The sequence below is a fragment of the Bradyrhizobium roseum genome (assembly GCF_030413175.1).
Classification (GTDB): domain Bacteria; phylum Pseudomonadota; class Alphaproteobacteria; order Rhizobiales; family Xanthobacteraceae; genus Bradyrhizobium; species Bradyrhizobium roseum.
On the sequence record NZ_CP129212.1, the window covers coordinates 1,540,569 to 1,561,231 of the forward strand.

At 62.2% G+C, this 20,663-nt stretch carries 22 protein-coding genes; 14 read left to right on the forward strand and 8 right to left on the reverse strand.

Annotated features, from left to right (window positions below; genetic code table 11):
• The first annotated feature begins 10 nt into the window (after positions 1-10).
• The 4 genes from QUH67_RS07220 (at position 11) to QUH67_RS07235 (ending at position 3,052) form a co-directional block, all read left to right on the forward strand.
• Positions 11-484 (forward strand): chemotaxis protein CheW, encoded by a 474-nt coding sequence (locus tag QUH67_RS07220; protein ID WP_300945990.1) that lies wholly within the window; start codon positions 11-13, stop codon positions 482-484.
• Positions 485-541: 57 nt separating this feature from the next.
• The gene (locus tag QUH67_RS07225; protein ID WP_300945991.1) at positions 542-907 is read left to right on the forward strand and encodes a response regulator; all 366 of its coding nucleotides are present in this window, start codon (positions 542-544) and stop codon (positions 905-907) included.
• Between the two features lie 82 nt (positions 908-989).
• The gene (locus tag QUH67_RS07230; protein ID WP_300945992.1) at positions 990-2,165 is read left to right on the forward strand and encodes a protein-glutamate methylesterase/protein-glutamine glutaminase; all 1,176 of its coding nucleotides are present in this window, start codon (positions 990-992) and stop codon (positions 2,163-2,165) included.
• Entirely contained in the window at positions 2,162-3,052 is an 891-nt protein-coding gene (locus QUH67_RS07235) for a CheR family methyltransferase (RefSeq protein ID WP_300945993.1), read from the forward strand. Before QUH67_RS07230 ends, QUH67_RS07235 begins: the two co-directional genes overlap by 4 nt.
• Before the next feature lie 28 nt (positions 3,053-3,080).
• Here QUH67_RS07235 and QUH67_RS07240 read toward each other — a convergent pair whose 3' ends face one another.
• The 5 genes from QUH67_RS07240 to ctrA form a co-directional block, all read right to left on the reverse strand.
• Positions 3,081-4,238, reverse strand: coding sequence for a glutathionylspermidine synthase family protein (locus QUH67_RS07240; protein WP_300945994.1), 1,158 nt, complete (start codon positions 4,236-4,238; stop codon positions 3,081-3,083).
• Positions 4,239-4,241: 3 nt separating this feature from the next.
• Positions 4,242-4,655, reverse strand: a complete 414-nt coding sequence (locus tag QUH67_RS07245; RefSeq protein ID WP_300945995.1) for a hypothetical protein — start codon at positions 4,653-4,655, stop codon at positions 4,242-4,244.
• A 2-nt stretch (positions 4,656-4,657) separates the two neighbouring features.
• The gene (locus QUH67_RS07250; RefSeq protein WP_300945996.1) at positions 4,658-5,062 is read right to left on the reverse strand and encodes a DUF350 domain-containing protein; all 405 of its coding nucleotides are present in this window, start codon (positions 5,060-5,062) and stop codon (positions 4,658-4,660) included.
• Positions 5,063-5,205: 143 nt separating this feature from the next.
• Entirely contained in the window at positions 5,206-6,012 is an 807-nt protein-coding gene (locus tag QUH67_RS07255; protein WP_300945997.1) for a cytochrome P460 family protein, read from the reverse strand.
• Between the two features lie 175 nt (positions 6,013-6,187).
• On the reverse strand, positions 6,188-6,889 hold the full coding sequence (ctrA, locus tag QUH67_RS07260) for a response regulator transcription factor CtrA (protein ID WP_008138878.1): 702 nt from the start codon (positions 6,887-6,889) through the stop codon (positions 6,188-6,190).
• 364 nt (positions 6,890-7,253) lie between these two features.
• On the opposite strand from ctrA, the gene fliI reads away from it, so the two are divergent.
• The 4 genes from fliI (at position 7,254) to QUH67_RS07280 (ending at position 10,758) form a co-directional block, all read left to right on the forward strand.
• Complete coding sequence (fliI, locus tag QUH67_RS07265; RefSeq protein WP_300945998.1) at positions 7,254-8,579, forward strand: flagellar protein export ATPase FliI; 1,326 nt, start codon at positions 7,254-7,256, stop codon at positions 8,577-8,579.
• A gap of 109 nt (positions 8,580-8,688) precedes the next feature.
• Positions 8,689-9,105: a flagellar export protein FliJ gene (gene fliJ, locus QUH67_RS07270; protein WP_300945999.1), complete on the forward strand. Its 417-nt coding sequence runs from the start codon at positions 8,689-8,691 to the stop codon at positions 9,103-9,105.
• A gap of 184 nt (positions 9,106-9,289) precedes the next feature.
• Positions 9,290-9,835: a sigma-70 family RNA polymerase sigma factor gene (locus QUH67_RS07275; protein WP_300946000.1), complete on the forward strand. Its 546-nt coding sequence runs from the start codon at positions 9,290-9,292 to the stop codon at positions 9,833-9,835.
• A gap of 17 nt (positions 9,836-9,852) precedes the next feature.
• Positions 9,853-10,758 (forward strand): anti-sigma factor, encoded by a 906-nt coding sequence (locus tag QUH67_RS07280; RefSeq protein WP_300946001.1) that lies wholly within the window; start codon positions 9,853-9,855, stop codon positions 10,756-10,758.
• Between the two features lie 104 nt (positions 10,759-10,862).
• Here the strand turns inward: QUH67_RS07280 and QUH67_RS07285 are convergent, their stop codons facing one another.
• Positions 10,863-11,801: an acetamidase/formamidase family protein gene (locus tag QUH67_RS07285; RefSeq protein ID WP_300946002.1), complete on the reverse strand. Its 939-nt coding sequence runs from the start codon at positions 11,799-11,801 to the stop codon at positions 10,863-10,865.
• Between the two features lie 139 nt (positions 11,802-11,940).
• Between QUH67_RS07285 and QUH67_RS07290 the strand changes: the two genes are divergently transcribed.
• From QUH67_RS07290 to QUH67_RS07315, 6 genes are all read left to right on the forward strand, one after another.
• Positions 11,941-12,354 carry a transposase gene (locus tag QUH67_RS07290; protein ID WP_300946003.1) on the forward strand — a complete coding sequence of 138 codons (414 nt, stop codon included), beginning with the start codon at positions 11,941-11,943 and terminating at the stop codon, positions 12,352-12,354.
• 283 nt (positions 12,355-12,637) lie between these two features.
• Positions 12,638-13,681, forward strand: a complete 1,044-nt coding sequence (locus QUH67_RS07295; RefSeq protein ID WP_300946004.1) for an ABC transporter substrate-binding protein — start codon at positions 12,638-12,640, stop codon at positions 13,679-13,681.
• The gene (locus QUH67_RS07300) at positions 13,678-14,511 is read left to right on the forward strand and encodes an ABC transporter ATP-binding protein (protein ID WP_300946005.1); all 834 of its coding nucleotides are present in this window, start codon (positions 13,678-13,680) and stop codon (positions 14,509-14,511) included. The genes QUH67_RS07295 and QUH67_RS07300 overlap by 4 nt, the downstream gene beginning before the upstream one ends.
• Positions 14,508-15,359: an ABC transporter permease gene (locus tag QUH67_RS07305; RefSeq protein ID WP_300946006.1), complete on the forward strand. Its 852-nt coding sequence runs from the start codon at positions 14,508-14,510 to the stop codon at positions 15,357-15,359. Before QUH67_RS07300 ends, QUH67_RS07305 begins: the two co-directional genes overlap by 4 nt.
• Positions 15,360-15,457: 98 nt before the next feature.
• A complete protein-coding gene (locus QUH67_RS07310) occupies positions 15,458-16,381 on the forward strand; it encodes an acetamidase/formamidase family protein (RefSeq protein WP_300946007.1) in 924 nt (307 codons plus the stop codon).
• Positions 16,382-16,429: 48 nt separating this feature from the next.
• Positions 16,430-17,185 carry an SDR family NAD(P)-dependent oxidoreductase gene (locus tag QUH67_RS07315; protein WP_300946008.1) on the forward strand — a complete coding sequence of 252 codons (756 nt, stop codon included), beginning with the start codon at positions 16,430-16,432 and terminating at the stop codon, positions 17,183-17,185.
• A gap of 149 nt (positions 17,186-17,334) precedes the next feature.
• On the opposite strand, the gene QUH67_RS07320 is transcribed toward QUH67_RS07315, so the two are convergent.
• Together QUH67_RS07320 and flhA are read right to left on the reverse strand one after the other, a co-directional pair.
• Positions 17,335-17,541: a hypothetical protein gene (locus tag QUH67_RS07320; RefSeq protein ID WP_300946009.1), complete on the reverse strand. Its 207-nt coding sequence runs from the start codon at positions 17,539-17,541 to the stop codon at positions 17,335-17,337.
• A gap of 329 nt (positions 17,542-17,870) precedes the next feature.
• Positions 17,871-20,108, reverse strand: coding sequence for a flagellar biosynthesis protein FlhA (gene flhA, locus QUH67_RS07325; protein WP_300946010.1), 2,238 nt, complete (start codon positions 20,106-20,108; stop codon positions 17,871-17,873).
• Positions 20,109-20,663 lie beyond the last annotated feature (555 nt).

Sequence of the window (20,663 nt, forward strand, 5' to 3'; positions counted from 1 at the left end):
GTAGCATCACATGACAACAACGAAGACCGAGACCATCGAGGGCAGCGTGGCCGAATACGTCACCGCCATGATCGGCGGGCAATTGTTCGGCCTGCCGATCTCGCGGGTGCAGGACGTGTTCATGCCGGAGCGGCTGACGCGGGTGCCGCTGTCGTCGGCCGAGATCGCCGGCGTGCTCAATCTGCGCGGTCGCATCGTCACCGTCGTCGACATGCGCGCCCGGCTTGGTCTGCCGAAGAACGACGATGGCAAGCCGCCGATGGCGGTCGGCGTCGATCTGCGTGGCGAGTCCTATGGCCTGCTGATTGACCAGATCGGCGAGGTGCTGCGGTTGCCCGACGACGGCCGCGAGGAAAACCCCGTCAATCTCGATCCCCGCATGGCCAAGCTCGCCGGAGGCGTTCACCGTCTCGACGGCCAGCTCATGGTCATCCTCGACGTCGACCGCGTGCTCGAAATCGTGCCGGACCTGATGGCGGCGTAAGATCGAACCTGGAACGAAAACATCCCGCTTGGGATCTGGTGCAATTGGAGACCTGAAATGAGAACATGTCTGGTTGTCGATGACTCGAGCGTCATCAGGAAAGTCGCGCGCCGCATCCTCGAAGGCCTCGACTTTCAGATCGTGGAAGCCGAGGACGGCCAAAAGGCGCTTGAAGTCTGCAAGCGCGCCATGCCCGAGGCGGTTCTGCTCGACTGGAACATGCCGGTCATGGACGGCTACGAATTCCTTGGCAATCTGCGCCGCATGCCCGGCGGGGACGCGCCCAAGGTGGTGTTCTGCACCACCGAGAACGACGTCGCGCACATCGCGCGCGCGCTGCATGCCGGCGCCAACGAGTACATCATGAAGCCGTTCGACAAGGACATCGTCGCAGCGAAGTTCCAGGAAGTCGGCCTGCTCTGATATCGCGCAGGTGATCCCGGTGGCTCAACGGCCTTCGGCGTTGTCTTGTAGGTGTGCCGCTTGAGTCGGGTCGGGTGAACGAATGAGTGTTGCGTTAACGAAGTCGCCGCCGCCAGCCTCGACACGGCAAGACAAGCTGCGCGTCATGGTGGTCGACGACTCCGTCGTGATCCGCGGGATGATCTCGCGCTGGATCGATGCCGAGCCCGACATGGAGGTCTCGGCCTCCCTCCGTACCGGTCTCGACGCCGTCAACCAGCTTGACCGCGTCAAACCCGACGTTGCCGTGCTCGATATCGAAATGCCGGAACTGGACGGGATTTCGGCGCTGCCGCAATTGCTGGCGAAAAAGCGCGACCTCGTCATCATCATGGCGTCGACGCTGACCCGCCGCAATGCGGAGATCAGCTTCAAGGCGCTATCGCTCGGCGCATCCGACTACATCCCGAAGCCGGAAAGCACGCGCGAGGCGACTGCCGCCGAGACTTTCCACCACGATCTCATTCAGAAGATCCGTCATCTGGGTGCCAGGGCCCGCCGGCGCACGTCGCCGGCCCCGAGCCCGCCCGTTGCGCCGGCCCCAGAGCGGGCACGGGGAGTATCCGTGCCGGTCCAGCCGGCCGCCGTGCCGGTCGCGCATCTGCCGCTCGCGCGCCGGCCCTTTGGTGTCCTGGCGCCGCGCGTGCTGCTGATCGGCTCGTCGACCGGTGGCCCGCAGGCGCTGATGACGCTGGTTGCCGACATCGGTCCGGTGATCGATCGTTTCCCGGTGCTGATCACCCAGCACATGCCGCCGACCTTCACCACTATTCTCGCCGAGCATCTGGCGCGCGCCAGCCGCCGTCCGGCGCATGAGGCCGTCGATGGCGAGATCGTCAAGCCCGGCCGGATCTATCTCGCGCCCGGCGGTCGCCACATGCGCGTGGTGCGCCATGGCGCCGAAACCGCAATCGCTCTCGACGACGGGCCGCCGGTGAATTTCTGCAAGCCGGCGGTGGACCCGCTGTTCAATTCCGCCATCGACGTCTGGCAGGGCAGCATCATGTCGGTGATTCTGACCGGCATGGGCTCGGACGGCATGCGCGGCGGCAAGGAAATCGTGGCCGCCGGCGGTAGCGTGATTGCCCAGGACGAAGCCACGAGCGTGGTCTGGGGCATGCCGGGCGCCGCCGCCAACGCAGGGATTTGCGCGGCCGTGCTGCCGCTCAATCAGATCGCGCCAAAACTGGTTCGGTTGTTTTCGGGAGATCGTTCGTGACGCCGTCAGACTATGAGTATCTGCGTAAGCTTCTGAAAGAGCGCTCCGGCCTCGATCTTTCCGCCGACAAGCAATATCTGGTCGAAAGCCGGCTGCTGCCGCTCGCGCGCAAGTCCAGCCTGGCGGGGATTCCCGAACTCGTCGCCAAGATGAAGGGCAGCGCCGAGGCGCTGACCGCGGAGGTGGTCGAGGCGATGACCACCAATGAGACATTCTTCTTCCGCGACAAGATTCCGTTCGACCATCTGCGCGAGGCGGTGCTTCCGGCGCTGGCGCAGGCGCGCGCCGCCCGCCGCGCCCTGCGAATCTGGTGCGCGGCCTCCTCCACCGGACAGGAGCCGTACTCGATCGCGATGTGTCTGAAGGAAGCCGGGCCCCTGCTGTCGGGCTGGCGTACCGAGATCGTTGCCACCGATCTATCGCAGGCGGTGCTCGAGAAATCGAAGGCCGGCGTCTTCAGCCAGTTCGAGGTGCAGCGCGGGTTGCCGATCGGCCTTCTGGTGAAATATTTCACCCAGATCGGTGAACTCTGGCAGATCAATTCCGAAATCCGCAGCATGGTGCAGCACCGTCAGCTGAATCTGCTGCAGGACTTCTCCCATCTCGGCGTGTTCGACATCATCTTCTGCCGCAACGTGCTGATCTATTTTGACCAGAATGCCAAGGTCAACATCTTCGAGCGGCTGTCCCGGATGCTGGAGCCCGACGGTGTGCTGGCGCTGGGCGCTGCCGAATCCGTGGTCGGCATCACCAACACCTTCAAGCCCTATCCGGAGCGTCGCGGACTGTATCGTCCGAACATCGCGCCGGTGATACGGGTGGGAGCCGGGGTGGGTGCGTCGACGCTGGTGCCGCAAACGCTGAGGGCCGCTGCCGCGGCGCGCTGAGCGCGATCTTTGCCGCAAGCGGCTCGATCTACACGATCGCGTGCGGCAGGAAGCGCGAGGTGTTGCCGGTGATCGGGTTCTCGTCCTCGCGGATCGACAGGCCGCATGGCGTGTGATCGACCAGCCAGCTTCCGATCACTGCGTACTGATCGGAATTGCTGGGCAGCGGGGCGAGCGCCTGCCGGATATATCCTTCCGCCCCATAGGGCCCTTGCTGTTCCACCAGCGTGGTGCCGGCGCTGACCAGCGTAACGTTGGCGCCTTCGCGCGAATAAAGCGGCTTGCGCACGAAGGAGGAGCCGAGCGAAGCCGCCTTCGGATCGTCCTCGAAATAGGCCGGCAGCAGATTCGGATGTTTTGGAAACATCTCCCATAGCAGCGGTAGGATGCCCTTGTTGGAAAGGATCGCCTTCCAGGGCGGCTCGATCCAGCGTGTCGGCGCAGCCGCGAGCTTTGCGCCGAACGTATCCTGGAACATCCATTCCCATGGATAGAGCTTGAAGGCGAACTCGATCGCGCGGTCTTCGAGATCGACGAAGCGGCCATCGCCGGCGAGCCCGATGTCCTTGATATGCATCAGCGTGGTCTGCAGTCCAGCCTGGCTCGCCGTGTCCTGCAGATAGGCGAGCGTGCCGCCATCCTCGACATTGTCGGTCATCCCCGTGAGATGAAGGTGCTTGCCGCGGCCAAGTTTCTTCCAGGCCTCGATCAGCCGTTCATGGATTGAATTGAACTGATCGCCGCGCTTGGGGACGATCGCGCGCTCCATCGCCTGTTCGAGCCAGGTCCACTGGAACACCGCCGCTTCGAACAGCGAGGTCGGCGTGTCGGCGTTGTATTCAAGGAGCTTTGCCGGGCTCCAGCCGTCGTAGCTCAGGTCGAGCCGGCCGTAGAGACTGGGATCGCGGCGGCGCCAGCTCTCTGATATCAGCGGCCAGAATTGTTCGGGTATCTTCAGCCGGCGCAGATATTTTTCGTCGCGGACCGCCCGGCCGACCAGTTCGAGGCACATCGCTTCGATCTCGGCGGTGGGCGTCTCGAATCGCCGTTCGATCTCGTTGAGCGTGAAGGCATAGTAGGCCTGCTCGTCCCAATAGCGCTCGCCACCGATGGTGTGAAAACTGAAGCCCATGCTTTCGGCGGTAGCGCGCCAGTCATCGCGTTCGGGGCAGGGAATGCGCTGCATGAATCAGCCGCCGGAAAAGCCGACCGCGTGCCCGAACGAACCGAATCCGCCGCGCTGCGCGCTGTGCGAGGCGGAATCGGAAGTACCCGAGGATGAGTGGCCCGAGGACGAATCGCTCGAGTAGTAGCTGCTGCGCGACGAACTGCCGCCAGAGCCGCTGCTGTGGCTGCTCGAGGACGAACTGCGCGAGGAGCACTCGGTGCTGGTTTGCTGGTACGACGGTGCGCCCGGATTCGGCGACGGTTCGCAACTGCGGCTCGGCATCAGCACGTAGGCGGTGCTGCCGACCGCAACCGTCCCCATCAGCAGCAGCGCGACGTGGCCCGAGCGCTTGGCCGGCGGCGGGGCAGGGCGCGGCGATGCGGGTCCCGACACCGGCTTGCGCTTGCCGAACTCGTTGTTGGATTTGTCGGCCATGGTCAGTAGATCATGCTGGCGGCGTTGAGGGCGCCGGCGGCGAGCGATGAGAGCCCGAGCCAGATCGCGGCGGCCAGTTCGCCGGCGGCAATCCGCTCCGACAGTTTCGGCACCGGCACCCGGACCAGGAAGTAGACGATGATCTGTACGATCAGCGCGATGGCGGCCCAGATCAGGCAATCCCAGACATTGGCGGAATGGGCGATGGCCGAGACCAGCGGCAGCACGAAGCCGAGCAGGCTCAGGCCGAGAGCGATGGCCGCCGCCGGCTCGTTGGCGCGGATCAGGTCGAATTCATTATGCGCGGTGACGCGGGTATAGACGAAGAGATAGGCCACCACGGCGACAATTGCCGTGCAGAAATAGACCAGGAACGCCGGCAGCCCGGCGAGCGATTGCAGGATCATGGACGACGCCCCAACTCATGCGATCCGATGAGGTTCGCACGATTGATCAGTCGGCGGATAGGCGCGGGCGGTTCAATCCCAGACAAAAACCCCGCCATTTCGGGCGGGGTTCGCAATCTTAAATGGTCACCTGACGCGGTCTTCTATTCCTTGACCTCGATCTTGCCCTTCATCGCCGGGTGCAGGCCGCAGATGTAATCGTAGATCCCGGCATCGGCGAGGGTGAGCTTCGTGGTCTGGCCCTTCAGCGCGATCGAGGAGCGCTGTGCCTTGGCGCCCGTGATCGTCACCTGATGCGGCGAGGAATCGGTGTTGTGCCAGGTGATAGTCTGGCCCTTGCTGACGACGACGGTCTCGAGGCCGAACTTGAAGTCGGAAATCGAAACCACGCCGGGGCCGGGTGCCGGCTTCGCCATGGCGCCCTCGGACGTGCCTTTCAGGCCCGCCAGCGAAATTACAAAATCCTGCCCGGCATGGGGCTTGTGGCAGGTGAAGCAGGCGGTCAGGTTGGCCTTGTCGTTGACCTTCTTGTCCGGGCCGAACGCCTGGTATTCCCACTCGCCGTTCCGAATATCGTCCTTGTACTCGGTGCCCCAGCCCTCGCGCTTTTCCATCACGGTGTAGGCGACGAGGTCACCCTTCTGAAAGCGGCCGTTGCCGTCCTTGAGCGGCTCGCCGGCAGCATCGAGTTGCGCCTTGTATTGCACCAGCGTCAGCACCGTTCCGCTTGGGATCGGTTGACCCTTGCGCACCGCGTCGATCGCCGCCGGCGTCGCGTAGAGCTCGCGATACTGCTTGTTGTCGTAGCGGTCGACCGTGGCGTACAGCGCGCCCTTCTCGAAACCTTCCGGGAAGGCGACCTTGTCGCCGCCGGCGAGCGCCGAATAGCCGATCAGCGCGCCCGTTGCCGATCCGAGCGCAACAGCGGCAACCATGCTGACATTTCTCATGACTTCCCCCTCGTTTACAGACAATCCGGTCAGCTACGGAACCCCGCGGGGCGGGTTTCAGTCCGGGGGGACGCGAATTTATCGTGGATCAGGGTAGCCCAAACAAAAACCCCGCCATTTGCGGCGGGGTCCAGTCGGGAGGAGGAGCCTTTCGGCTCGCCGTAAAACCCTGGTGTCAGGCGGGAATGCGCTCTTCGTGCTCATGTGGCTCGCGCAGCACATAGCCGCGGCCCCACACGGTTTCGATGAAGTTGCGGCCTTCGGAGGCGTTCGCCAGCTTCTTGCGCAGCTTGCAGATGAAGACGTCGATGATCTTCAGCTCGGGCTCGTCCATGCCGCCATAGAGATGGTTGAGGAACATTTCCTTGGTCAAGGTCGTGCCCTTGCGGAGCGAGAGCAGCTCCAGCATCTGGTATTCCTTGCCGGTCAGATGTACCCGCTGGCCGCCGACTTCGACCGTCTTGGTGTCGAGGTTGACGACGAGGTCGCCAGTCTGGATGACCGACTGGGCATGACCCTTGGAACGGCGCACGATCGCGTGGATGCGGGCAACCAGTTCGTCCTTGTGGAAAGGCTTGGTCATGTAGTCATCGGCGCCGACGCCGAGGCCCTTGACCTTGTCCTCGATGCCGGCGAGGCCGGAGAGGATCAGGATCGGGGTCTTGATCTTGGAAACCCGGAGCTGCTTGAGCACGTCGTAACCGGACATGTCGGGCAGGTTAAGGTCGAGAAGGATAATATCGTAATCATAGAGCTTACCGAGGTCGACGCCCTCTTCCCCGAGGTCCGTCGTATAGACGTTGAAACTCTCGGATTTAAGCATCAACTCGATCGACTGCGCGACTGCGCTGTCATCTTCAATCAGCAAAACGCGCATGCCAGTCCCCTATAGTCCGCCGCTCGGGCGTCAGGTCGGCCGCACCTGCGGCACTCAAAACGCCTTTAACAACTGATTCGGATCCTGACAGACACATGGTTAACAAATCCTGATTCCCGATCGCAAGCTCTTTAAGTGCAATTTCTAACGAATCGCCCTAAGATGTTGCTCAGAAGCAGCTTTTCTCGACCGTGCCTACTCATGCTCCAGATTAAGAGCCGGGCCTAACCGACTCCAGCGTTCACCCTTCTTCTGACGGGCGCGCGCTCTCAGTCACCAAAGACAGTGACGCAATGATTAATGATGCGGGTAAACACGAGGTTAAGCGGCGGCGGCTAATGCGTGGAAACTTAAGGTTTTCGCAATGAAGGCCCTGGCGGAGCAGATCGGCGACATCGACGGCGTCAATATATATGGCCGTGTTGTGGGCGTACGCGGGTTGATGGTTGAGATCGCGGGGCCGATTCATGCGATGTCGGTCGGGGCCCGCATCGTGATCGATACCGGGGGCAATCGATTCATTCCGGCCGAGGTGATCGGTTTTTCCGGCAGCAATGCTGTCGTAATGCCGTTCGGCGGGCTGGACGGTGTCAGGCGCGGCTGCCGCGCGGTCATCGCCACCGCGGCCAGCCAGGTGCGGCCGTCGCCGGCCTGGCTCGGCCGTGTCATCAACGCGATGGGGGAGCCGATCGACGGCAAGGGGCCGCTGGCGCAGGGGCCATCGCCGATGCCCTACCGGGCCTCGCCGCCGCCGGCGCATTCGCGCAAGCGCGTCGGCGCTCCGCTCGATCTCGGCGTCCGCGCGCTCAACACGTTCCTGACCTGCTGCCGCGGCCAGCGGCTCGGCATCTTCGCCGGTTCCGGCGTCGGTAAATCGGTGCTGCTGTCGATGCTGGCGCGCAACGTCGATGCCGACATCACCGTCATCGGCCTGATCGGCGAACGCGGCCGCGAGGTGCAGGAATTCCTCCAGGAGGATCTCGGCGACGAAGGTCTGGCGCGTTCCGTGGTGGTGGTGGCGACCTCGGATGAGCCCGCCCTGATGCGGCGGCAGGCGGCCTACCTGACGCTGGCGATATCAGAGTATTTCCGCGACGAGGACAAGGACGTGCTGTGCCTGATGGATTCGGTCACGCGCTTTGCGATGGCGCAGCGCGAGATCGGGCTGTCGGCGGGCGAGCCGCCGACAGCCAAGGGGTATACGCCGACCGTCTTCACCGAATTGCCGAAACTGCTGGAGCGGGCCGGGCCGGGCACCGGGGTGGGCACCATCACCGGGATTTTCACGGTGCTGGTCGATGGCGACGACCACAACGAGCCGATTGCGGATGCGGTGCGCGGCATCCTCGACGGCCACGTCGTGATGCAGCGCTCGATCGCAGAGCGCGGCCGTTTCCCTGCCATCAACATCCTCAAATCGGTCTCCCGCACCATGCCGCGGGCGGCCAATCCTCAATTCTTGCCCGTGATCATGCGGGGCCGCCAAGTGATGGCGACCTACGCCGACATGGAGGAACTGATCCGGCTCGGCGCCTATCGGGCGGGGTCGAGCCCGGAGGTCGACGAAGCGATCCGGCTGCACGAGCCGCTGGAGGCCTTCCTGCGCCAGGCCAAGGATGAAAAATCGACCCTGAATGACGGTTACGGCCAGTTGGCCCATATCCTCGGTAATTTGGAAACGGAACGCTAACTTTGTCAGGCCATCATCCTCGGCACATGATTAATGATGCCGGCGGGGTCCCCCCGGGGAGCCGGTACTGTCCCGCGTTCAGATTGGGACTTCTGGGGAGTATGAGTCGATGAAGTCACGAGAAACGCTGATCCGCCTGAAGAAATTTCAGGTCGACGAGAAGCGCCGCAGGGTTACCCAGATCGAAGGCATGATCGCCGACTTCCAGCGCATGTCGGTCGATCTCGAGCGCGAAATCCAGACCGAGCAGGACAGGGCCGGGATCAACGATCCCTCCCATTTCGCCTACCCGACCTACGCCAAGGCCGCAATCCAGCGCCGCGAAAACCTGACCCGTTCCGCGGACGAACTGCGTATCCAGCTCGAAGACGCCAAGGGCCTGTTGGGCGAAGCGTTCGAGGAGCTGAAGAAGGTGGAATTGCTCGACGAACGCGACCAGGCGCGCGAACGCGCCGAGGAAAGCGCCCGCGAACAGGCGGACATGGATTCAATCGGCCTGATGCGCGCCCGTCTCGGCGTTGCCTGAGACCTCAAGCATCCATCGGTCGCAATAATCGAAATCCCGGGCCGCAAGGTTCGGGATTTTTTTCCTTTCCGGGTCGTCTGGAACCGGCGACTTGGTGGCCCCTTTGACGCAGGGTATGCTACGAAACTTCCCGATTGCTCCGGCGTAAGCACGCGATGGAGGATCGCGATTTGAGGGACTCTGAATGCTGACGCCAGCGGAGCTGGTCTGGCTGATTGCCGCGGTTGCGAAGGGGGACGAGGCCGCTTTCGAGCGGCTTTACGCTGCCACGCGCGCGAAACTCTTCGGCGTCGTTCTCCGTATCTTGCGCCGTCAGGACCTCGCGGAGGAGGTCATTCAGGAGGCTTACGTCAAGATCTGGAACAGCGCCGGACAGTTCAATCCGGCGCTTGCTTCACCGATCACATGGATGGCATCGATCGCGCGCAACCGGGCGATCGATGTCGTGCGCAAGAAGAGCGAAGTCTCGATCGAGGAGGAGCCGTCCGCAATGGAAGTCGCGGCCGATTCACCCGATCCGCTGGCACGGCGCGAGATGACGGAAGAGTTGAAGCGGTTGCTGGAATGCGTCGGCCGGCTCGAACCGGATCGGCAGAAGCTGGTGCTCCTGGCCTACTACAACGGCTGGAGCCGCGAGCAGCTTGCCGCCAAGTTCGAGACGCCGGTGAACACGGTGAAGACATGGCTGCGCCGCAGCATGATGGAAATCAGGGAGTGTCTCGGGCTTTGATGCCCGGATCTTGAACGATGGCCCATAGCGAAGACCATATCGCGCTCGCCGCGGAATATGCGCTCGGTACCCTCGATGCCGATGAGCGCACACAGGTCGAAACCATGATGGCCGTCGATACCGAATTCGCTGCGATCGTGCAGGCCTGGGAATACCGGCTCGGTGCCTTGAACCAGATGGTCGGCTCGATCGAGCCGCGGCCGGTCGTGTGGGAAAACATCAAGGCCGCGATCGGGCAATCCGCCGGACAGCAGGTGCCATTGGTGTTGCCCAAAGCGCCGCCGGCCGAACCCGTGGTCGAGCCCGTGACGGCAGAACCCGCGGCGCAGCCCGCGGCAGCGTCCCCGGTGACCGTGGACACTGCGAACGACAATTTTAACATCATCCAGCTGACCGGTCGGGTGCGCCGTTTGCGCAGCATCGCGACGGTCGCCACCGCGCTTGCCGCGGCTCTGGTCGGAATGCTGGCGGTGCAGGTCTATCGGCCGGAAGCGTTGCCGGAAGCCCTGCGGCCGAAGCCGCGTATCCAGACGGTCGAGGTCAGGGTTCCCGCGCCATCGCCGGTACCGTCGGCGCAATATGTCGCGCTGCTGCAGGGAAGCCCCGGTGCACCCGCTTTCATCCTGACCGTCGATGCCGCCACCAAGAATTTCACCGTTCGCAAGGTCGGTGCCGATGCCGAGCGCGGCAAGAGTTTTGAACTGTGGCTGATCTCCGACCGCCTGCCGCAGCCGCGCTCGCTCGGCGTGATCGGCGGCAGCGATTTCACCGCGCGCCCGGTGCTCGCCGGTTTCGACGCCGGCACGATCAACACCGCGACCTACGCGGTGACCGTGGAGCCTGCCGGCGGATCGCCGACCGGTCAGCCCACCTCGGCGCCGGTCTATACCGGCAAGCTGATCGAGACGGTGCCGGCGCGCTGATCCAGGCTGGCCACCGCTTCCAGGGCGTTTGTGTTCCGCGCTGACTCAGAATCGGGCGCCAATATCTCGTTAAACGCCTTCTCGATGTGACGCGGCGTCCGTTCTCACAAATGAGATTTTGCCAACAGCATGTGAATGCCCTTGTTGCCGTCAACCAATTGGGTCACGCGCAAATTGCCCGCGAGCGAGCAGAGCATATAGGCCTCATTGCGTGTCAGATTGGTTCGCGCGCAGACATGCTTCACCATTTCGCGCACGGCCTGTTTGGCGGCATCATCGAGATCCTCGTCCAGGCCGATCGACATCAGATGCGTTGCGCTTTCGGCAAACGGCCACTTGATATCCATGTCCTTGCGAACCGTCAGGCGAAACGTACCCGTGACGCCGGTCTCGAGCGCGGTGATGCAGACTTCACCGTCGCCCTGAACGGCGTGGCCGTCGCCTGCGAAGAACAGCGCGCCCTCGTTGAAGACGGGCAGATATAACGTTGAGCCGGCGCGCAGTTCCTTGTTGTCCATGTTGCCGCCGAACGCCCGCGGTACCGGCGAGCCGCATCGGCCCCAGGCGGGCGGCGGCGCGGTCGCTACAATTCCAAAGAACGGATCGAGCGGAATTTCGGTCCCCCATGGCATCGTGCAAACATTGCGTGAGCGGTCGATTGCGGGATGAATGGTCTCATAGTCGGTAAACTCGTCCGGAAGTGTCCCGAGCAGAGGGAGTATGGAAACGAATCCCCAATCCTGCCGAACCTTCACATCGAGAATGTCGATCTGAAGTGCATCGCCGATCTGCGCGCCTTTGACGTAAACCGGGCCGGTGATGAAGTGGGGACCGGGTCCGGGAGGGAGCGTTTCCAGCGCTTTCAGATAATCGGCGGGCACACGGCTCAGGTCCTCGGGAAGGGTTTCTCTTCCGCCGGCGGGAAAACTGTGTAGCGTGACGGTGTCGCCGGAATTTACGGTCAGGATAGGCGGGGTCGCGCTGTCAAGATATCCCCAAACCATGTTTTCGGGGGCGGAAGAGATTTCGTGTCGTCTGGCCATGCAGCACTCCAACCCGGCGGGCCAGAGCAGACCAGAGGTCGCGGGCGACGGCAAGGGAAGATGCGGACGGATTGCGGCGTCAACAATCGTTCTTGTGGGCCTCAATTGCGCTGAATTCGCTCGCGCTCAGATTTGAAGTTTGGCAGGCTGGCTTCACGTCGCGAAATCCGTTCAGGAGGCTTGGATGAGACGTTCTCGTTTCACTGAAAGCGAAATTCTTCATCTGCTTTATGAGGCCAGCGCTGGCGTGCCGATTGCGGAAATCTGCGACACCGCTGGCGTATCGCTGCGCACATTTTACCGATGGAAGCGGAGCTTCGGAGGACTGAGTACCGCGGATGTGCCGAAGATAAAGGAACTGGAGTTCGAAAACGCCCGGCTGCGGGGATTGGTGCGAAATCTCACGGAGCGGCTTCGGCAGGAGCAGGAGGCCCGAAAGGCGGCTCCCGTTCACGACAAGGAACGTGAGCGGCGGCGTGCGATCGGGATTGCCGCCGAGAAGTGCGGCGGCGCCGTGACCGGGCGGTTTGCGTCCGTGCGCGTCAATCCCTGATCGCTGCGTCACTCTTTGATCGCTTTTTGTTTGGGCAGCATAACGTCAAAAATGACATTATGCTTTTGCAGATGATGCCGGTTTGCTCACTTCGCCTTTAAAGCGGGCACCTAATTCTCAACAACGATGCAGGGCGATGGATCTATGCGTCGCAGCTGTGACGCAATTGAACACGGTGCACCGAACGCGAACATCCGCTGATCGCTATTGTTTCTTGCCGATTGTTGGCCGGGCCGCCTAGCTTTACGCGTCGCCGTCCATTCATTCAGTGAGGAACCGGAGCATGACAGATCACGTCCGCCACTTTGTCGACATCGGCTCCCGCGTCAGCCGCCGTCATTTCCTTTCCGCGTCCGCGACGATCGCAGCGGGTGTTGCGCTGGGACCGCTCGCTGCGTCCAGGACAGCGGCCGCTGCAGGTTTGAAGGATGTTCGGTTCAGCGAAGCCGTTCATAACCTCGGCTACATCAACCTGTATGTCGGCATGCATGCCAAGATATTCGAGAAGAACGGCCTCAACATGAAAGTGAGCGCCGCCGGCGGCGACACGCAGACATTCGCCGCTGTACTCGGTGGATCGGCGGATTTCGCGATCGGCGATGCCACCATGGCGCAGATTTCGCGCGAGAACGGTGGGCCGGGCGTCGTCGTCGGGACCGTCGTGCAGCGGGCGCATTATTTCGGCGTGTCGAAAACACTGAAGCCGATCACGGATCCCAAGGAGTTCAAAGGGCTGAAGATCGTTACCTCGCCCGAGCCGAACACGAATTATAGCGTTGCCAAGCGGCTGCTGGAGAAGGCCGGGCTCAAGGTCGGCGTCGATGCGACGATCATTCCGGTCAATCCCGGAACCGAAATCGCCGCCATGCTGGCCGGGCAGGCGGACATTGCCATCGCCTACCAGCCCAGCGTCGCGGCGGCCGAAGCGCAGGGCGCCAAGGTGGTTTTCGATTTTTCGACCTATATCGGGCCGTTCTGCAACACCGGCATCATGGTGCTCCCGAGCACGATCCAGAAGAGCCCTGACATGGTGCAGGCGCTGGTGACCTCGTTTGAAGAGGCGTCCCGCAAGACCTACGCGGATCCGGCGTTCGCCAAGGAAGTCGCCCGCAAGGAGTTTCCGGATTTGCCGGGCGATGTCGTCGACAAGGCGATCGATGCCCAACTGAAATACCTGATCCCGGCCCAGTCCGTCGTGACCAAGCAGGATCAATGGAAGAATCTGATGGAGATGCAGGTCTATCTGGGCAATGCGAAGGGATCGGTTCCGTTCGATCAGATCATCGATAACTCGTTTGCCGACAAGGCGGTCGCCAGCCTGAAATGATGTCGGAGGCAAGCCGTGATGCCGCCTCGACGGTTGTTGGCACCGGGGCGAGACCGTCCGAGGTCTTTCCGCTGGTCGTCGACCGGGTGTCCAAGAGCTATGACGTCGATGGCAAGATCGTGCCTGTCATCGGCGATCTCAGCCTGTCGCTGGACAAGGGCGAGATCGTCAGCATCGTCGGTCCGTCGGGTTGCGGAAAAACCACGCTGCTGAACACGCTGTGCGGATTGATCGCGCCGGATGCCGGTCGTATCAGATGGTACGGCCGCGAGCTGTCCGGTCAGCCGCAGAACGTCGGCTACATGCTGCAGAAGGACCTGCTGCTGCCGTGGCGTACCGCGCTCGACAACGTCATGCTGGGCCTGGAAATACGCGGTGTCGCCGCCAGCGAAGCGCACGATCGCAGCCGGGCGATGCTGGATCGACTGGGGCTTCATGGTTTTGCGGATCATTATCCTTCCACGCTGTCCGGCGGCATGCGTCAGCGCGTGGCGCTGGCGCGCACGCTGGTGAATGAGCCCGCTGTTCTGCTGTTCGACGAGCCGTTCGCGTCGCTGGATTTCCAGAACAAGTTGCTGATCGAAGGCGATACGGCAAAGCTGGTGCGCGAAGGTGGCCGGTCGCTGCTGCTGATCACGCACGATATCGAGGAAGCCGTATCGCTGGCCGACCGCGTCATCGTTCTTTCGAAGCGCCCGACCCGGGTCAAGGCTGTCTACGACATCGATCTCGGCGGCGACCGAACCGACATGATGGCGGCACGCGATAGCGATAATTTCAGCAGTTACGTTCGGCAGATATGGGCCGATCTCGATGTCGTGCTGCAATGAAGGCGGACACGAGGGACGAGATCAGGCCGGACATTCGGGCTGGCGCCAATCCGGAAAAGCCACGGGGCAGTTCCCGATGGACGAAGCTGCGTGCGACATTGCTGATCCTGGCGACGCAGGTCGTGCTGCTGGCCTTGCTGCTCGGCTTCTGGGAACGCGCCACGGCCACCGACAAGCAGGCCGCCTTCATGTTCGGATCGCCGTCGGCGATCCTGGGCTTTCTCGCCCAGATGTCTCGCGACGGGAGCCTGTGGCGCGATACCTATGTCACCGGGCTCGAGACGCTGCTTGGATTTGCCATCGGGAATTTTTTTGGCACGTTGATCGGGTTGCTGCTCTGGTATTCCCGCTTCGTGTCACGTGTCGTCGAACCGTTCGTCATCGCGCTCGGATCGATTCCGATCATCGCGCTCGCGCCCATCATCATCATCTGGTTCGGGACCGGGCTCATCTCCAAAGTCGCGATGTCAACGTTGTCGGTGATCATCGTCGCGCTGGTGACGTCCTACAAGGGCGCGACCGGCGTGGACCCCGACCAGATCAACCTCATGAGGACGCTGGGCGCGTCCAAGTTTCAGATTTTTCGAAAGCTCGTCGTGCCGGCATCGCTCACCGACATCTTCGCCGGACTGAAGTTGACGGTCGGCTTTGCGCTGATCGGGGCGATCGTCGGCGAATTCATGTCGTCCTCCGAGGGGTTGGGGCACGCCATCTTCAAGGCCGGCTCGCTTTACGTCATTCCGAAGGTGTTCGCAGCGCTGGTCGCGACCATCGCGCTGGCGTTGCTGTTGACGTTCCTCGTCGGACGGATCGAGCGCCTTTTGATGCCCTGGCGCCGGATTCGGTAGAGCATGATCCGGAAAAGTGGGTACCGGTTTCTCCGAAAAGTTCATGCTCACATCAAAGAAATAGAGCCGCATCAGTATTCAAGCAGGAGAGGATGAACATGTCGAAGCGTGTCAGCAAGGCCGGAAACATCAAGTACGCGCTCTCCGGGAACGACAAGTTCGTGGCGAGCGTCGAGCCTGGCGAGACATTCGTCGTCGAATGCGCGATCAACGCCAACGACGGTACGATCCGTCATCTCGGCCAGCAGTTGACGGAAGCGGACGTCACCATGCCCTTCGTCAACGGGGCAACGGGACCGATCGAAGTCCGCGGTGCAAAGGCCGGCGACATGCTCAAGGTCGAGATCCTCAAAATGGAGCTCGACAATCTTGGCTTCACGGCACTCTGGCCGGGTATCGGCATGTTTCCGGATTGGGTGCGGCGCAAGGAATTCGGCATCCAGACCCGTGTCGTCGAGGTCAAGGACGATCTCGTTCACTGGAACGAGCATGTCAAGCTGCCCGTGAAGCCGATGATCGGCGTCATCGGCGTTGCGCCGGTTCATGGCGCGGTTCTGACCGTCGACAACGGCACGCACGGCGGCAATCTCGATGTTCAGGAGATCACCACCGGAAACACCGTGATGCTGCGCGTCAACGCGGAGGGCGCCCATCTGTTTCTCGGCGATTGCCATGCGATCCAGGGGGACGGAGAGGCCAATGGCATGGGCGCGATCGAGATCGCGGCAACGCTCACCGTCAAGGTCTCCTTGCAGAAGGCGCCGTCGCGGCTGAATCATCCGCGCATCGAAACGCCGACGCATATCTGCACGCTGGGTTGCGCCAAGCCCCTGGAAGACGCGATGCGGCTGGCCTTCGAGGAGATGATCTACTGGCTTGAGGAAGAATACAAAATACCGGCATCGGAAGGCTACATGCTGCTGGGGCAGATTGCGGAGGCGAGATGCACCCAGGTGGTCAATCCGAAGTACACCTACATCTGCAAGGTCAACAAGAGCGTCATTGCGAAGTATTTCGGCTGACGGTTTCGCTTGTGATAACTGCGCGTCGACCAACGAGGGGAGTAAGACATGGATCTCGGGCTGAAGGGAAAGAACATTCTTGTCACCGGCGGAAGCAAGGGGATCGGACTGGCGGTTGCTTCCCTGTTTGCGCAGGAAGGCGCCAACGTCGCCATCTGTGCGCGGAATGCCGATGAGGTCGCCGCGGTCGTGGCGTCGCTGGCGGAAAAGGGCGTCAAGGCCTGGGGAAGTGCGGTCGATGTCGCGGATCCGGCAGCGCTGAAAGCGTGGGTTGACGACGCTGCCGGGCAACTCGGCGGGATCGACGCGCTGGTCTGCAATGTCAGCGCATTGGCGGTCGGCGACAGTGCGGAGACCTGGGAAAAGTCATTTCGCGTCGACATGATGCACACGGTCAACTCGGTTGCCGCAGCGCTTCCGTACATCGAGCGCTCGAAGTCCGGTTCGGTCGTCATCATTTCCAGTGTTTCGGGCTTTGAAATCGACTTTGCAGCGGGGTCGTACGGCGCCTTCAAGGCGGCGTTGATTCACTACAGCAAGGGATTGAGCCATCAGCTCATCGGCAAGGGCATTCGCGTCAACACGGTGTCTCCCGGAAATACCTATTTCGACGGTGGCATCTGGCAGAATATCGAGCGCAACATGCCCGAGCTGTTCAAGACGGCGATGTCGCTGAACCCGACGGCGCGAATGGGAACGGCGGAAGAGGTTGCTGCGGGCGTGGTTTTCCTGACCAGTCCAGTGGCCAGCCGTATCTCGGGAACCAATCTGATTATCGACGGTGCGCTGACGAAAGCTGTCTAGCCCGCGCAGCGGGCGACACCCCCAAAAAGAAAACGCCCGTGGGGAGCGGGCGTTTCCGTAGTCAACTTGGGGGTAGTTGGGGTCTTAAATATCCACGTGGCGACTTTGGGGGGCTTTAAAGGGGCCGCGTGAATTCCGTAAATTCTTCTTTAGCGTACGACAGAATTGCCTGAACTGGTAATCACGACCGGCTTACCGGCCTTCACGACAGGCGTGCTGGCGGTCTGCATCAAACCGTCATCCGAGCTGGTGCGCGCGGAGATGCCGAAGCCGGCGACCACGATAGCCGCCACCAACGCCACCACGACGATCTTGAGATGGGTGGTGCGATCTGCGCTGTAGATCGAATGGTTCATGGAAGCCTCCTGCCGCCTTCCGCCCTGCAAATTAGTGAATGTCGTTTGCAGGCTGGTTCAATGTCTCGCGTCAGGAAACGTGGGATTCCCGGCTTTCGTTCCCAATAGGCGATCACAAGGCGGTGAAAAGACTTGAACGGCCGCGAGCAGAAGGGCTCGATCTATCCCGAAAAATGGATAATTCGTAAGATATTACAGTGCGTTAATTTGTCTTTGAGCGCGCGGTCCGGAAGCCGCACCCAATTGATGCGATGTTAACAAATCGGTTGCCTGTGGCGAAAAGGCTGCGGCGTCTCGTCGCTGATTTGCCGGCGGGGCGGCGCCCGGGCCTAGACGCTGCCGACCGTCTTCAGCCGCGCGCGGGGATGGATTTCGGCCTGCGACAGAACGGTGGTCTGGGAACGGAATCGTTCGACGAGCGAGCGGACGAACGGGCGGATCGCGGCAGAGGTGACCAGCACCGGCGCTTCGCCCTCGCGGGCGGCCTGTTCGAAGGCATTGCGCACCGAGGTCATGAACTCCGAAAGCTTTGAAGGCTGCATGGCGAGGCTGCGGTCCTCGCCGGTACCGATGATCGATTCGGCAAACGCCTGCTCCCAGCGCGCCGACAACGCGATCAGCGGCAGATAGCCGTTGTAGGTGGTGTTCTGCGCGCAGATCTGCCGCGCCAGCCGGGCGCGGACGTGCTCGACCATGGTGGCAGGGTGGCGTGAGAAGGCGAGCGCGTCGGCGATGCCTTCGAGAATGGTGGAGAGATCCCGGATCGAGATCCGCTCGGCCAGCAGCAACTGCAGCACGCGCTGGATGCCGGAGACCGTAACCGAACTCGGCACGATGTCCTTGACCAGTTCGCCCTGTTCCTTCGGCAGGTCCTTCAGGAGCTTCTGTACCTCGCCATAGGACAGCAGGTCGCTCATGTTGTTCTTGAGCAACTCGGTCAGATGCGTCGACAGCACGGTCGCGGCATCCACCACCGTGTAGCCCTTCAGCGACGCCTCTTCCTTCAGCGCGGCGTCGACCCAGGTCGCAGGGAGGCCGAACGTCGGCTCGATGGTATGGATGCCGGGCACGCCGACCTGGTTGCCGGCGGGGTCCATGACCATGAACTGGTTCGGCCAGATCTTGCCCGAGCCGGCGTCCACTTCCTTGATCTTGATGACGTAAGTGTTGGCCTCGAGCTGGACGTTGTCGAGGATACGCACGGCCGGCATCACAAAGCCCATTTCGATCGCGAGCGAGCGGCGCAGCGCCTTGATCTGCTCGGTCAGGCGGTCGGTGCCGTCCGGGCCGTTGACCAGCGGCAGCAGCGCATAGCCAAGTTCGATCTTGAGGTCGTCGATTTTCAGCGCGGCGGCGATCGGCTCTTCGGCCGCTGCGGCGGCGGCGGCCGCGGCAACGTCCGGCGCGGCGGCTTCGGCAGCTTCCGCCGCCTTGGTGACGCGGTTGTGGTTGCGCGCCTTGAAGGCCAGCGCAGCGGCGCCGCCGCCTAGCGCCAGGAAGGGAAGCATCGGAATACCCGGCAGCAGCGCCAGCACCAGCATGACGCCGGCCGACATGCCGAGCGCCTGCGGATAACCCGACAACTGCTTCATCATCGCCTTGTCGGCCGAACCGGTAATGCCGGCCTTCGACACCAGCAGGCCCGCCGCGGTGGAGACGATCAGCGCCGGCACCTGGGTGACCAGGCCGTCGCCGACCGTCAGGATGGTGTAGCTGCGGGCGGCGTCGGCAAAGCTCATGCCTTGCTGGGCAACGCCGATGATGATGCCGCCGATGACGTTGATGAAAACGATCAAAAGGCCCGCGATGGCGTCGCCGCGGACGAATTTCGAGGCGCCGTCCATGGCGCCGAAGAAGCCGCTTTCGTCTTCCAGTTCCTTGCGGCGCGCCTTTGCGGTCTTTTCGTCGATCAGGCCGGCGGAGAGATCGGCGTCGATCGCCATCTGCTTGCCGGGCATCGAGTCCAGCTGGAAGCGGGCGGCGACTTCGGCGATGCGGCCCGAACCCTTGGTGATGACGACGAAGTTCACGATCACCAGGATCGCGAAAACGATGATGCCGATGACAAAATTGCCGGACATCACGAAGTTGCCGAAAGCCTCGATGACGTGGCCGGCGGCGGCCGTGCCCTCATGGCCGTGCGACAGGATCAGCCGGGTCGAGGCCATGTTCAGCGACAGCCGCAGCATGGTCGAGATCAGCAGCACGGTCGGAAACGCCGAGAATTCGAGCGGCGCCTGGATGAACAGTGACGTCATCAGGATCAGGATCGAGACCGTGATCGAGATCGCCAGAAACAGGTCGAGCACGATTGCGGGCAGCGGCAGGATCAGCACCACCAGGATGGTGAGGACGCCGAAGGCGAGGAACAGATCGCCGCGCTTTAAGATATCGCCGATTTCGCTGAGGCTCGGAAACTTGTTGCCGGCGCCTGCGCCGCCTTGACCCGCCGTGACATCGACCATGGTAGCCGCTTCCCCCCGCGATCGACGCCCGCGGGCGCCAAACGTCTGCGCGGCGGCCGAAGGGCCACCGGTCCGAAAGTGAGGCACCGCACTTGCGTCCACGGGGTTCCTCCCGTTCTAACGCGGCCGACGACACTCGACTTCACCCGGCAATTCTTGCCGGGTGTATGGTTAGCAAAGGGTTAACGGGGGTGGTTTGGGGCAAATAAGCCGCATATCGACGTGCTAGCGGCCGGTTTTGGCGTCAGTCCGGGCGGCACGCCCCCATCGGTAAAGTTCCATTGGCGTTCCGCTCATCGCTGCCAATAACCTTGTGAACAAGCTGTGGACAATTGCCCTAGTTTCGACCCATTTTAAACTCTAAGCTCATGAAGTTACGTAGTTTTTTTGTTCCCTTTAGTTTTGCGTAGGGTGCTTCTGTGAAAAGATTTCGGCCGATCCTGGCGGGGGCTGACGTCGTTTGTGTTCTAGCAATTGCGTTGTCCTGCGCCGCGGCTCCGGCGGAGGCGAAGCAATGCTTCACTGAGCGGCCATCGAATGCGCAATCCCATTGGTCCTATCGCCTGATCGACGGCCGAAAGTGCTGGTACGAGGGCAGGCCGGGATTCTCAAAATCATTGCTGCATTGGCCGGCGGCTCAAACCGCCCAGAAGAGCC

Bases quoted from the DNA above. Each gene is read 5' to 3' on its own strand.
- QUH67_RS07220 (WP_300945990.1), top strand. From the start codon at position 11: ATGACAACAACGAAGACCGAGACCATCGAGGGCAGCGTGGCCGAATAC.
- QUH67_RS07225 (WP_300945991.1), top strand. From the start codon at position 542: ATGAGAACATGTCTGGTTGTCGATGACTCGAGCGTCATCAGGAAAGTC.
- QUH67_RS07230 (WP_300945992.1), top strand. From the start codon at position 990: ATGAGTGTTGCGTTAACGAAGTCGCCGCCGCCAGCCTCGACACGGCAA.
- QUH67_RS07240 (WP_300945994.1), bottom strand. From the start codon at position 4,238: ATGCAGCGCATTCCCTGCCCCGAACGCGATGACTGGCGCGCTACCGCC.
- QUH67_RS07245 (WP_300945995.1), bottom strand. From the start codon at position 4,655: ATGGCCGACAAATCCAACAACGAGTTCGGCAAGCGCAAGCCGGTGTCG.
- QUH67_RS07250 (WP_300945996.1), bottom strand. From the start codon at position 5,062: ATGATCCTGCAATCGCTCGCCGGGCTGCCGGCGTTCCTGGTCTATTTC.
- QUH67_RS07255 (WP_300945997.1), bottom strand. From the start codon at position 6,012: ATGAGAAATGTCAGCATGGTTGCCGCTGTTGCGCTCGGATCGGCAACG.
- ctrA (WP_008138878.1), bottom strand. From the start codon at position 6,889: ATGCGCGTTTTGCTGATTGAAGATGACAGCGCAGTCGCGCAGTCGATC.
- fliI (WP_300945998.1), top strand. From the start codon at position 7,254: ATGAAGGCCCTGGCGGAGCAGATCGGCGACATCGACGGCGTCAATATA.
- fliJ (WP_300945999.1), top strand. From the start codon at position 8,689: ATGAAGTCACGAGAAACGCTGATCCGCCTGAAGAAATTTCAGGTCGAC.
- QUH67_RS07275 (WP_300946000.1), top strand. From the start codon at position 9,290: ATGCTGACGCCAGCGGAGCTGGTCTGGCTGATTGCCGCGGTTGCGAAG.
- QUH67_RS07280 (WP_300946001.1), top strand. From the start codon at position 9,853: ATGGCCCATAGCGAAGACCATATCGCGCTCGCCGCGGAATATGCGCTC.
- QUH67_RS07285 (WP_300946002.1), bottom strand. From the start codon at position 11,801: ATGGCCAGACGACACGAAATCTCTTCCGCCCCCGAAAACATGGTTTGG.
- QUH67_RS07295 (WP_300946004.1), top strand. From the start codon at position 12,638: ATGACAGATCACGTCCGCCACTTTGTCGACATCGGCTCCCGCGTCAGC.
- QUH67_RS07300 (WP_300946005.1), top strand. From the start codon at position 13,678: ATGATGTCGGAGGCAAGCCGTGATGCCGCCTCGACGGTTGTTGGCACC.
- QUH67_RS07305 (WP_300946006.1), top strand. From the start codon at position 14,508: ATGAAGGCGGACACGAGGGACGAGATCAGGCCGGACATTCGGGCTGGC.
- QUH67_RS07310 (WP_300946007.1), top strand. From the start codon at position 15,458: ATGTCGAAGCGTGTCAGCAAGGCCGGAAACATCAAGTACGCGCTCTCC.
- QUH67_RS07315 (WP_300946008.1), top strand. From the start codon at position 16,430: ATGGATCTCGGGCTGAAGGGAAAGAACATTCTTGTCACCGGCGGAAGC.
- QUH67_RS07320 (WP_300946009.1), bottom strand. From the start codon at position 17,541: ATGAACCATTCGATCTACAGCGCAGATCGCACCACCCATCTCAAGATC.